Below are 11200 nucleotides of genomic sequence, written 5' to 3'. Positions count from 1 at the left end.
AAAAAAAGTGATACGCCCTAAATTGGCGTACCACTTTTTTCAGTTACTGGGTTTTGTCCCAGCCCCAGAGAAAGCGTAAATCTGAGCATTTAGTGATAAGGACTGAGCGAATTTTGCTCAGTTTTTTATAATAGTTTAGGAAACTATACAATTTGCCCATGTGGAAAATTATGGGCGTGTTGAGCCGCGTCCAGCTCCAGCACCTAGAAACAAGGCTAATTCATAAATCGTCCTCATCTAAGTCATCGTTGGCTTGCAAGCTCACCGTGTTTCCTTTATCTCCGTTGACTCGCTCCAGCCGCTACGTTTCTAATCGGGCGCTTACCTTTTTGTTCTTGAATGAAAAAGTTAAGATTTGTTTGTCCTCAATAGATACAACTATTAAAGTTAAAAAGATCGACGTAGCGGAATGCTTAATAGTTTTACTAGAACCTACTACCTTAACCCTTATTGAACTACTTTTAAATAGGTCATAATTTGTCCAATAGCGCATACATTTACTAGTAAGCAATATAGAAAAGTGAGGGAAGATGATGGAGGAAGTATTGCGTTTATTCCCGGAACAAATAAGAAATGAAGTCAGTAGAAAAGTTGGGAGAAGGTGGGATGAATTAGAAGAAATTCGCTTACGGCTGAATAAACCTGTAGAGCTTATATTTCATGCAACGCATAAAACAGTCTATCATCCAATTCCAACTAAAGGTGATTTTGTTCACATGATTAATCAACTAAGTGAATTTTCTTTATATCGAATGGAAGATGAACTAAGAGAAGGTTATATGACGATAGAAGGTGGACATCGGGTTGGATTAGCAGGCAGAGTTAATACAATAAATGGCTCGGTTAAAGCAATTCAGTATATCACCTTTTTAAATATCAGAATTGCCAAAGAAAAGATAGGTGCAGCTTCAGAGGTAGTCCCATACCTCTATCAACAAGGTTACTTAAATACACTTATTGTTGGAGCTCCACAAACTGGAAAGACAACACTTATTCGTGATATTACACGCATTATCTCGTCAGGCTGGACGCATATTCCTCCACAAAAAGTAGGTGTTGTAGATGAGCGTTCAGAAATAGCCGCTTCGATTAAAGGAGTGCCGCAACATAATATAGGACCACGAACTGATGTGATGGACGCATGCCCAAAAGCAGAGGGTATGATGATGATGATACGTTCGATGTCACCACAAATACTAGTTGTTGATGAAATTGGCGGTAAGAGGGATGTGGATGCTTTACTAGAAGCAATTAATGCAGGGGTAGTAGTGATATGTAGTATTCATGGACAAACACTTGACGAATTAAACCGTCGTCCTTCTATTCAAGCGCTTTTACAGCAAGAAATATTTCAAAGAATTATCTTGCTGGACCGTACCTCCTCTCCAGGAAGTTTTCAGCATATATATGATGCTTATGGAAATAGCATATTAAGAAAGAAAATGGGAGGGTAATTATGCAATGGATAGGGGCACTTCTATTTATAGGAACAACTACTTGGATTGGATTTGAATGGAGTAATCGACTAGCAAATCGGCCAAAGCATATAAGACAAGTTAAAAATGCACTACAAATATTAGAGGCAGAAATGATGTACAGTCAATTACCTTTACAAGATGCGTTTGAATCCATAAAAAAACAAACACCTTTTCCAATTCATTCGTTTTTTGACCAATTGTATAAAAATATGAATAAAGATAGTAAGGATTTTTATGTTGTTTGGCAGAAATCCTTAGACGATTTAATGGACATTTCCAGTCTAGGAAATAACGAAAAAGAAATATTATTACAATTTGGCCAAACATTAGGTCAGCATGATTTTCTTCAACAGCAAAAGCATATTCAGCTAGCAGCTAATCATTTAGATCGCGAGCTAGAAAATGCAAGGGATTACTATCAAAAATACGGAAAAATGACTAAAAGCCTAGGTGTATTATGTGGCATATTTGTTGTATTACTGCTTCTATAGTTGAAAGGAGTTAACCCGATGTTTACAGATGCTTCTATCTTATTTCAAATAGCGGGAATAGGGATAATTGTAGCCCTAATCCATACGATATTGAAACAAATGGGAAAAGAGGAAATTGCTCAATTTGCAACGCTAATTGGTTTCATTATCGTACTAGTTTTAGTAATAAACGGTTTGTCTGATCTTTTTCAGCAGATCAAATCCGTATTTCTTTACCAAGGGTAACATCATATGGATATTTTACAAATTGTAACATTGGGCATAGTAGCTAGTATTCTCTATATTATTTTAAAGGATATTAATCGAACATTTGCATTCTTTGTAATTGTCATCACTGGTGTCATCATTTTTTTATCCATTATTCAACAAATCGGTTCTATCTTTCAATTAATTCAAACACTAGGTACGAAAGCTCAAGTGGATGGAATGTATTTAGAAACAATTTTGAAAATTATCGGGATAGCTTATATTGCTGAGCTTGGTGCAAGTATCACCAAAGATGCCGGACTCGAATCTGTCGCTTCCAAAATTGAACTTGCAGGTAAAATATTTATTCTATTGCTTGCTGTTCCAATAATTACAGCTGTAATTGAGGCTATATTACGCTTTTTACCAGCAACCTAACATAACCCAGAAAGGAGTATTCATGGTGGATGAAACATCATAAAAAATTCCGTATCCTTCTATTTGCTTTTTTCTTTTTCTTTCTGGGACAAGCTACTATTTCAGCGAATCCGAATATTCATGATGTTCAAGACGGAATGTTAGATGACATCTCATTGGAAGGCGTACAGAAATATTGGGGGGAACTAGTACAAGATTACGGTGGTTATCTTCCTGAATTAGAGAAAACTAGTGTTTACGAATTTATTAAAGACCAGGGTTCGTTTTCGCTAAAAAATACATTAATAGGACTCGTAGAATTTCTCTTTCATGAATTGCTACTTAATGGTAAATTACTCGGTTCTCTATTCATGCTTACACTCTTTTCTATCATGTTGCAAACCATGCATAATGCATTTGAAAAGAGTACGGTGAGTAAAATAGCGTATTTTGTCGTCTATATCGTGTTAATTTTTTTAGCGTTAAATAGCTTTTATTCCGCAGTATCTTATGCAAAAGATGCTATTGATACAATGAGTAGCTTTATGATTGCACTTTTACCACTAGTTTTAGGTTTGATGGCAACTTTTGGAAATGTGGTTGCCGTATCATTTTTTCATCCAATTATTATCTTTTTAATTCACGCATGCGGATTATTAATTTCAACATTTATATTGCCTTTATTATTTCTATCAGCACTATTAATTATTGTAAGCAGTCTGAATGAAAATTATAAGGTTACCCATTTGGCAAACTTATTCAAAACGGTAAGTTTAGGTGCACTTGGTATCTTTTTAACCATCTTTTTAAGTGTCATGTCTGTACAAGGAGCGGCCAGTGCTATACAAGATGGTGTCGCTATGAAAACAGCGAAGTTTATTACAGGAAATTTTATACCTGTAGTAGGACGTACCTTCACAGATGCTGCAGATACGATATTAAGTGCGTCCTTACTATTAAAAAATGCGATTGGCATCGTAGGTGTTTTAATTATATTATTTATTGCACTATTCCCTGCCTTAAAAATTTTTGCAATTGCGATTATATATAAGATAGCTGCAGCAGTATTACAACCAATTGGAGATGGACCAGTCATCACTACCTTAAACACAATAAGTAAATACATTGTATTTATCTTAGCGTGTTTGCTAGCTGTATCATTTATGTTTTTTCTAGCAATTGTAATTATTGTGGTAGCAAGTAATTTGACATTGCTTTTACGATAGGGGGACGAACATGCAGGTATTAATCCAATGGGTAACACAAATAATTTTGTTTTTACTCTTAGCGGCTATTATTGATTTACTAGTTCCCTCTAATTCCATGAAAAAATATATTAAATTAGTAGTTGGTTTAATCTTAATTTTAATTTTATTAAAACCAATTTTTTATATATTTCAGATTGATATTAATCAGGCGTTAGAAGCCTCTGTAGCACAGTTTGAACAGGAAACTACGGAAGGAAAATCAATGGAAAATTTAATTGAATCACAAAAAAATGAAATAGAAGACGCACAAGATGCATATATTTTAGAACAAATGGCTGTCCAATTAAAAGAATATGCTGAACAACCACTTCAGGAAGAATATCAAGTAGAGATAACGGATATTAAGTTCCAATTTGGTAACCAACAGGAGATGACCTTCAAAAACTTGGATGAAGTCATTGTTTATCTAAGAGAATCAAAAGATGGGGAGGGAGCAGTGAGTATAGTTGATGATGTTGTAATTGATACGGACAACCCTGATAACACAAACGAAGATGAGCAGTTGGAACAAATACAAGCATTGTTAAGAGAGGTATGGGAGCTCGATAACAAAAAAGTAACGTTGCAATGGGAGGGAGGGGCACCTTGAAAGAAAAAATAGAAAAATTATTCCAAAAATCAGACGGCACAAAAAAGCACCCACCAAAAAAATTGGGATACATTATTATTTTAGCTTTAGCAGGTATCTTGTTGCTCATCGTTGGAAATATATTTTCTTCTTCACCAGAAACGGCTGAGGAACAGCAATTGGAACAGCAAATAGAACAACCAATGGAACAACCTGCCAAAGAAACTGCTTCAAACAAATCAGCTACTACCTCTGACATGGAAGAACTGGAAACGATTTATACAAAGGACCTACAGGAGCTGTTAAACAAAATAAAAGGCGTATCGGAAGCAGAGGTCATGGTTAATTTAGAATCTACGAATATTAAAGTCTATGAGAAAAACCTCGTGAAAGGGCAACAAACAACAAAGGAATCTGATAAAAATGGCGGTACAAGAGAAGTAGAAGACTCGACCGAAGAGGCACAAACTGTACTGGTAAGGCAAGGTGAAAAAGAAGTTCCGTTACTAATACAAACAAAAAAACCAGAAGTACGTGGTGTTTTTGTTGTAGCTAAGGGTGCTGACCATGCAAGCGTTAAAAAATGGATTGTAGAGGCAGTTTCTAGAGTACTTGATGTACCGACACACAGAGTATCCGTAATGCCAAAGAATTAAAGGAGGAATTATTTTATGTTAAAAAAACAAACAGTTTGGTTACTTACGATGTTAAGTCTGATGATTGTATTAAGTGTGTATTATATGACATCACCAGACAGCGAGGATATAGCATATGTCAATAATGGACAAGACAATGATGAGGAAGCTGTTCCAACAGATTCTAATGAAACGGAAGGGGATGCCAAAGTAGATGAAATATCGAATTTGGGAGAAGATCAACTTTTCACTTCACTACGAATGGAATTAGAAGATAATCGAAGTGCACAGAAAGAGCGGTTAACAGATATTGTAGCTTCCAGCTCATCTACGCCTACAGAAAAGGAACAGGCTCTTGAAGAAATTGATGTATTAGAAAATTTGTCTTCAAAAGAAAAAATTTTAGAGGATAGTATTTTAGCTTCCGCTAACTATGAGGATGTCTTAGTAAGAACGATGGAAGACGATGAGAAAGTTGTCGTTCAATTGAAGGTTGAGGAAAAGTTGCCTAAATCACAAGCAGTTTCTATTATGCAAATGGTTCGAGATGAAATAGGCTATGAAGACGTAGATGTATCATTTGTTCCGTCTGAGAATAGCCAAGCAACTGAAGAAAATGCAGATGAGAATAAGGAAAGTAAAGAAGATCAAGAGTAAGTAAGCGAAGAGATCCGGGCAATAAACCATTGCTCGGATTCTTTGCTTTTGTCATGGACGAAGCACCCTTGTATTCGCTTTAATTATTGAGTATTGCTATAATAGAGAAGATATCGGAAGGTCATTTTTACATCTGTCTTTTAAGGTTAAACCTTGAAGTTTATATTGGACTTGTCGTAAAATATTAAGAGGAGTTATTAGTACCTAATAATAAGCTTGAAGACGAAAGGGTGCCAGCAGTAATGTTAAACGTACAAGAAATACAAGAAATTATAAAGTTAATTGATCAATCATCAATAGAAGAATTTACGTATGAAACGAACGGTACGACGGTTTCTTTGAAAAAATCTAGTCAAAAAAATCCTGTATCCGTTCAGGATAATCAAATACAGCCGACTACTAAGGTAGAGAACGTACAACAATCAGATGTAAAGGCAAATATTAAGAATGAACCAGTTGAAAACGAAGTTACATCAGAACAAAGTCAAGCTGTAGCTTATGATCATGAAATTGTATCTCCGATGGTGGGTACTTTTTACACTGCCCCATCTCCTGAAAAAGATGCGTTTGTATCAAAAGGAAGTAAAGTAGATGAGTCAACGGTTGTTTGTATTGTTGAAGCCATGAAATTATTTAATGAAATCGAAGCAGAAGTTTCAGGAGAAATCGTTGAAATATTGGTTGAAAATGGTGAGCTAGTTGAGTATGGTCAGCCATTATTCCGTGTAAACACTAAGTAAGGGGATGTAAAGAGTGATTAAAAAACTGTTAATTGCTAACAGAGGAGAAATAGCGGTCCGGATTATTCGAGCCTGCAAAGAATTAGATATTGAAACGGTAGCGGTTTATTCCGAAGCAGATAGTGAAGCACTACATGTTCAATTAGCAGATGAAGCATATTGCATCGGACCGAAGCAAAGTAAAGACAGCTATCTTAATTTCACCAATATAATGAGTGTTGCGATATTAACAGAAGTGGATGCTATCCACCCTGGATATGGTTTCTTAGCTGAAAATGCAGACTTTGCTGAGATCTGCCGAGCATGCAATATTACGTTTGTAGGACCAACTCCCGAAGCAATACAAAAGATGGGTATTAAGGACGTAGCTAGAAAAACAATGGACGAAGCAAACGTTCCAATTGTACCTGGTTCTAATGGTATCATTGAAAATGAAGAAGAAGCAAAAGTGGTTGCCAATGAAATTGGCTATCCCGTCATTATTAAAGCCACTGCTGGTGGTGGTGGTAAAGGTATTCGAGTAGCAAGATCGGAAGAGGAATTACTAAAAGGTATTGAGGTTACACAGAAAGAGGCAGAAACTTCTTTCGGTAATGCTGGTGTATACATTGAGAAATATATTGCAGACTTTCGCCATGTGGAAATACAAGTACTAGCAGATAGACACGGAAATGTTATTCATTTAGGAGAGAGAGATTGTACAATCCAACGAAGATTGCAAAAGTTAGTTGAAGAATCACCTTCTCCTGCGTTAACACCTGAAATAAGGAAGAAGATGGGAGAAGCTTCTGTGAAAGCTGCACGTGCTGTAGGTTATGAAGGTGCGGGAACTATTGAATACATTTTTGATCGGACAAGTAATGCCTTTTATTTTATGGAAATGAATACACGTATTCAAGTAGAGCATCCGGTTACCGAAATGGTCACTGGAGTTGATTTAATAAAAGAGCAGATTAAAGTCGCTAATAATGAAGAGCTATCCATAAAGCAATCCAATGTAACACTAGAAGGCTGGGCAATTGAATGTCGAATTAATGCAGAAAATCCATTTAAAAACTTTATGCCGTCAGCAGGAACTATTGAAATGTATTTACCTCCAGGTGGATTAGGAGTGAGAGTAGACTCTGCTGTATACTCTGATTATCGAATTCCTCCGTATTATGATTCTATGGTTGCGAAATTAATTACCTATGGAAAAACAAGAGAGGAAGCAGTTAAACGAATGAAACGGGCGCTAGATGAATTTGTTGTGGAAGGTGTTTATACGACTATTCCATTTCATCGTTTAATTATGGATCATGAAGTATTCATCAACGGGGACTTTAATACAAAGTTCTTAGAAGAAAATCCAATAGTACAAGACAAAACGGAATAAACATAGACTAAAAGGAGTGAGCAAATGAGTGAACAACCATTACTAAATGTGAGTGATGATCGTTTAGGAAAAGTAGAAATTGCTCCCGAAGTTATTGAAGTTATTGCAGGTATAGCGGCTACTGAAGTAGATGGTTTATACGCGATGCGTGGTAATTTTGCCTCTGGAGTGGCTGAAAGATTTGGTAAGAAAGCGCATAGTAAAGGGGTAAAGGTGGAATTAACAGATAATGGAATTTTAATCGACTTATTTGTTATTTTAAACTTTGGTGTATCTATCCCCCAGGTTGCACAAATGCTACAAACGAATATTAGACAGACGCTGAAAAATATGACAGCTTTAGAAATTGATGAAATTAACGTTCATGTTGTAGGGATACAAATGGAAGGAACAGACGTTGTAGATGAATAAGAAGAGAGGTCAAAAGGAATATTAGATCCTTTTTTGACCTCTTTTTTTTGATAATTAGCATGGTATTCAGTCTTAATGTTGATTCTAGCATTGGTGATATAATCATGTTATGATTTGTAAGAGATATGTTAAAAGGAGCTATAAGCAATGAACAGACATACAGCAAGAGAAAAGGCATTTCAAATATTGTTTCAGTTAGATGTAAATGACAATAAACCAGCCGAGGCTATGGAGCACTTTCTTGAAAATGAGACGAAAGATGCCTTTTTAACCATGCTCGTAGAAGGTGTGGCAAGAAATAAGGAAGAAATTGATAAAATGCTTTCAGAGAAGCTAGAAAATTGGTCGATAGATCGAATAGCGTCTGTTGAAAAAACAATATTACGTATTGCTATCTTTGAAATCAGCTATGTAGAGGACATACCTGATAATGTTTCCATTAACGAAGCAATTGAGCTAGGAAATACATATGGAGATGATAACTCAGGAAAATTTATAAATGGTGTTCTATCAAAATTTGTTCAATAAACGAAGGGGATGTCGTGAATGACTGCAGAAATAATCAATGGAAAAGCGTTAGCCGATGAACTCCGAAATGAAATGAAAGTAGAGGTAGAAGAGCTAAAAAAGCAAGGAATATATCCACATTTAACCGTTGTATTAGTTGGTGATAATCCAGCTTCTAAATCATATGTTAACGGAAAAGAAAAAGCTTGTAGGGAAACAGGGATATCCTCGGATTTAATTGAGTTGCCAACTTCTATTACTGAGGAAGAATTACTAGCACTGATTGAAAGGCTCAATCAAGATTCGGCGGTACATGGTATCCTTGTTCAGCTACCACTTCCCACTCATATCCGTGAACAACAAATTATTGAGACAATACACCCTAATAAAGACGTAGATGGATTTCATCCTATAAGTATTGGAAGAATGATGGCTGGTATGAATACATTTTTACCTTGCACCCCATTTGGAATAGTGACAATGCTCCAATCAAAACATATTCCAATGGAAGGAAAACATGCTGTTATTATTGGAAGAAGTAATATTGTTGGTAAGCCTGTCGGTCAGTTATTATTAAATGAAAATGCTACTGTTACATATTGTCATTCTCGAACGAAGGATTTACAGCAGTTTACAAAACAAGCGGATATCTTGATTGTTGCTGTTGGAAGGCCAAATGCTATTCATGCAAACGATATAAAGGAAGGTGCGACGGTCATCGATGTCGGTATAAATCGGTTGGAGGATGGCTCATTAACTGGAGATGTAGATTTCGAAAGCGCAAAAGAAAAAGCGGCATTCATCACTCCTGTTCCCAGAGGTGTAGGTCCAATGACAATTACAATGCTTTTAAAAAATACAATAAAAGCAGCTGAAGGATTAGAGAAATTGTGAATGATAAGTATTTAACAGTTACTGCGCTTACAAAGTATATAAAGCGAAAAATAGACACTGATCCGCATTTAAGTGATGTTTGGCTGCGCGGGGAAATTTCTAATTTTAAGCATCATTCAAGAGGACATATGTATTTAACCATCAAGGATGATCAATCGAGAATACAAGCTGTTATGTTTGCTGGGAATAATCGAAGGTTGAAATTCACTCCAGAAAATGGAATGAACGTTTTAATTAAAGGCGAAATTAGTGTGTTTGAAGCCTACGGACAGTATCAGTTATATATTCAGCAAATGGAACCTGATGGGATCGGAGCTTTATACGTAGCGTTTGAGCAGCTAAAGGAAAAGCTACAGAAACAAGGATATTTTAATGAACACCACAAGAAACCAATACCTGAGATACCTACTCATATTGGTGTTATTACTTCGCCTACAGGAGCAGCGGTTCGAGATATTATTACTACCATTAAACGGCGATTTCCAATCGCTGAAGTTACTGTTTTACCAGTTCTTGTCCAAGGTACGGAATCTCCAGTGTCCATTAGTCAAGCTATAGAGGTAGCTAACACAAAATCTCTATTCGATGTACTAATCATTGGTAGAGGTGGGGGATCCATTGAAGAACTATGGAGTTTTAACGAGGAGATAGTGGCTAAAGCGATTTTTAACTCTACAATTCCAATTATTTCGGCAGTCGGTCATGAAACAGATGTAACGATTAGTGACTTTGTTGCAGATCTGCGAGCTCCCACTCCTACAGGTGCTGCAGAGTTAGCGGTTCCGTCAAGACAAGAATTAAAGGATAAGGTTTCCACATTAAAGCGAATGCTCATCAAAGACTTAAATCAGCAGTTAAAGCAACATAAGCAACATCTAAGTAGACTTCGACAGTCATATGCTTTTCGATATCCAGTGCAATTGCTCAAACAAAAAGAACAGGAATTGGATACAAGAACGGATCAATTGAATAAATCAATGACTAATCATTTAGGAGAGGGTCATCAGAACTACCAGCATTTGTATATACGTTTTATTTATCAACAGCCAGTCAAGCAGTTGGAGAGATCTAAACAGCAATTAAAACAACTAATGAAGCAACAGCAAAACATAATGCAACAGACTATCACACAAAAATCAGAAAGATTAGCAAATAATCTGGATAAGTTAAGTTTACTAAATCCTTTAGAAATTATGAAAAGAGGTTTTTCCATTTCTTATTCTGAAGATGGAACTATTATTAAATCAGTAAGTCAGGTAAAGAAAGCTGATCGAGTTACTGTAAAGATGATGGATGGAGATATTACTTGTGATGTTGTAAGGGTAGAGGAGGAATAATAAAAATGTCGGACAATGAACTTTCCTTTGAGGAAGCAATGGCACAGCTGGAGAAAATAGTAGAAAAGCTGGAAACAGGGGACGTACCTTTAGAAAAAGCGATTGATTACTATCAAGATGGAATGAAGCTATCTAAACTATGTAATGTTAAGCTAATCCACGTAGAAGAAAAGATGACAAAGATTATGAATGAGCAAGGGGAACTTGAACCTTTTCATATCCAGGAGGAAGAATGA

General features: G+C 36.1%; 15 protein-coding genes. All 15 read left to right on the top strand.

Annotated features, from left to right (window positions below; genetic code table 11):
• The first annotated feature begins 533 nt into the window (after positions 1–533).
• The 15 genes from spoIIIAA to ABDZ84_RS02285 all read left to right on the top strand — a co-directional run bounded on the left by spoIIIAA (position 534) and on the right by ABDZ84_RS02285 (position 11200).
• Entirely contained in the window at positions 534–1454 is a 921-nt protein-coding gene (gene spoIIIAA, locus ABDZ84_RS02355) for a stage III sporulation protein AA (protein ID WP_026681123.1), read from the top strand.
• Positions 1455–1456: 2 nt separating this feature from the next.
• Positions 1457–1969: a stage III sporulation protein SpoIIIAB gene (gene spoIIIAB, locus ABDZ84_RS02350; RefSeq protein WP_026681122.1), complete on the top strand. Its 513-nt coding sequence runs from the start codon at positions 1457–1459 to the stop codon at positions 1967–1969.
• Between the two features lie 18 nt (positions 1970–1987).
• The gene (gene spoIIIAC, locus ABDZ84_RS02345) at positions 1988–2194 is read left to right on the top strand and encodes a stage III sporulation protein AC (protein ID WP_026681121.1); all 207 of its coding nucleotides are present in this window, start codon (positions 1988–1990) and stop codon (positions 2192–2194) included.
• A gap of 6 nt (positions 2195–2200) precedes the next feature.
• Complete coding sequence (gene spoIIIAD / locus ABDZ84_RS02340; RefSeq protein ID WP_026681120.1) at positions 2201–2593, top strand: stage III sporulation protein AD; 393 nt, start codon at positions 2201–2203, stop codon at positions 2591–2593.
• 29 nt (positions 2594–2622) lie between these two features.
• On the top strand, positions 2623–3798 hold the full coding sequence (gene spoIIIAE / locus ABDZ84_RS02335) for a stage III sporulation protein AE (protein ID WP_205388507.1): 1176 nt from the start codon (positions 2623–2625) through the stop codon (positions 3796–3798).
• Between the two features lie 10 nt (positions 3799–3808).
• Positions 3809–4429 (top strand): stage III sporulation protein AF, encoded by a 621-nt coding sequence (gene spoIIIAF, locus ABDZ84_RS02330; protein WP_026681118.1) that lies wholly within the window; start codon positions 3809–3811, stop codon positions 4427–4429.
• The gene (gene spoIIIAG, locus ABDZ84_RS02325; protein ID WP_026681117.1) at positions 4426–5064 is read left to right on the top strand and encodes a stage III sporulation protein AG; all 639 of its coding nucleotides are present in this window, start codon (positions 4426–4428) and stop codon (positions 5062–5064) included. The genes spoIIIAF and spoIIIAG overlap by 4 nt, the downstream gene beginning before the upstream one ends.
• Before the next feature lie 15 nt (positions 5065–5079).
• Entirely contained in the window at positions 5080–5700 is a 621-nt protein-coding gene (locus ABDZ84_RS02320; RefSeq protein WP_080668668.1) for a SpoIIIAH-like family protein, read from the top strand.
• Between the two features lie 242 nt (positions 5701–5942).
• A complete protein-coding gene (gene accB, locus ABDZ84_RS02315) occupies positions 5943–6440 on the top strand; it encodes an acetyl-CoA carboxylase biotin carboxyl carrier protein (protein WP_026681116.1) in 498 nt (165 codons plus the stop codon).
• 13 nt (positions 6441–6453) lie between these two features.
• Complete coding sequence (accC, locus tag ABDZ84_RS02310; RefSeq protein ID WP_343779818.1) at positions 6454–7815, top strand: acetyl-CoA carboxylase biotin carboxylase subunit; 1362 nt, start codon at positions 6454–6456, stop codon at positions 7813–7815.
• A gap of 24 nt (positions 7816–7839) precedes the next feature.
• Complete coding sequence (locus tag ABDZ84_RS02305) at positions 7840–8226, top strand: Asp23/Gls24 family envelope stress response protein (protein WP_343779816.1); 387 nt, start codon at positions 7840–7842, stop codon at positions 8224–8226.
• Positions 8227–8373: 147 nt separating this feature from the next.
• The gene (nusB, locus tag ABDZ84_RS02300; RefSeq protein ID WP_026681113.1) at positions 8374–8754 is read left to right on the top strand and encodes a transcription antitermination factor NusB; all 381 of its coding nucleotides are present in this window, start codon (positions 8374–8376) and stop codon (positions 8752–8754) included.
• Positions 8755–8772: 18 nt separating this feature from the next.
• Positions 8773–9627, top strand: a complete 855-nt coding sequence (gene folD, locus ABDZ84_RS02295; protein ID WP_026681112.1) for a bifunctional methylenetetrahydrofolate dehydrogenase/methenyltetrahydrofolate cyclohydrolase FolD — start codon at positions 8773–8775, stop codon at positions 9625–9627.
• Positions 9624–10964 carry an exodeoxyribonuclease VII large subunit gene (gene xseA, locus ABDZ84_RS02290; protein ID WP_026681111.1) on the top strand — a complete coding sequence of 447 codons (1341 nt, stop codon included), beginning with the start codon at positions 9624–9626 and terminating at the stop codon, positions 10962–10964. Before folD ends, xseA begins: the two co-directional genes overlap by 4 nt.
• A 5-nt stretch (positions 10965–10969) precedes the next feature.
• Positions 10970–11200, top strand: a complete 231-nt coding sequence (locus ABDZ84_RS02285; RefSeq protein WP_343779811.1) for an exodeoxyribonuclease VII small subunit — start codon at positions 10970–10972, stop codon at positions 11198–11200.

Source organism: Virgibacillus salarius, from assembly GCF_039521925.1.
Lineage (GTDB): Bacteria > Bacillota > Bacilli > Bacillales > Amphibacillaceae > Virgibacillus > Virgibacillus salarius.
The sequence above is the reverse complement of the archived record's forward strand: the minus strand, read 5'-3'. Positions and strand labels throughout refer to the sequence as shown.

Excerpts from the sequence above, each read along its gene's own strand:
- spoIIIAD (WP_026681120.1), top strand. The coding sequence starts at position 2,201 with ATGGATATTTTACAAATTGTAACATTGGGCATAGTAGCTAGTATTCTC.
- ABDZ84_RS02320 (WP_080668668.1), top strand. The coding sequence starts at position 5,080 with ATGTTAAAAAAACAAACAGTTTGGTTACTTACGATGTTAAGTCTGATG.
- spoIIIAF (WP_026681118.1), top strand. The coding sequence starts at position 3,809 with ATGCAGGTATTAATCCAATGGGTAACACAAATAATTTTGTTTTTACTC.
- ABDZ84_RS02285 (WP_343779811.1), top strand. The coding sequence starts at position 10,970 with ATGTCGGACAATGAACTTTCCTTTGAGGAAGCAATGGCACAGCTGGAG.
- spoIIIAE (WP_205388507.1), top strand. The coding sequence starts at position 2,623 with ATGAAACATCATAAAAAATTCCGTATCCTTCTATTTGCTTTTTTCTTT.
- accB (WP_026681116.1), top strand. The coding sequence starts at position 5,943 with ATGTTAAACGTACAAGAAATACAAGAAATTATAAAGTTAATTGATCAA.
- spoIIIAB (WP_026681122.1), top strand. The coding sequence starts at position 1,457 with ATGCAATGGATAGGGGCACTTCTATTTATAGGAACAACTACTTGGATT.
- folD (WP_026681112.1), top strand. The coding sequence starts at position 8,773 with ATGACTGCAGAAATAATCAATGGAAAAGCGTTAGCCGATGAACTCCGA.
- ABDZ84_RS02305 (WP_343779816.1), top strand. The coding sequence starts at position 7,840 with ATGAGTGAACAACCATTACTAAATGTGAGTGATGATCGTTTAGGAAAA.
- spoIIIAC (WP_026681121.1), top strand. The coding sequence starts at position 1,988 with ATGTTTACAGATGCTTCTATCTTATTTCAAATAGCGGGAATAGGGATA.
- spoIIIAA (WP_026681123.1), top strand. The coding sequence starts at position 534 with ATGGAGGAAGTATTGCGTTTATTCCCGGAACAAATAAGAAATGAAGTC.
- nusB (WP_026681113.1), top strand. The coding sequence starts at position 8,374 with ATGAACAGACATACAGCAAGAGAAAAGGCATTTCAAATATTGTTTCAG.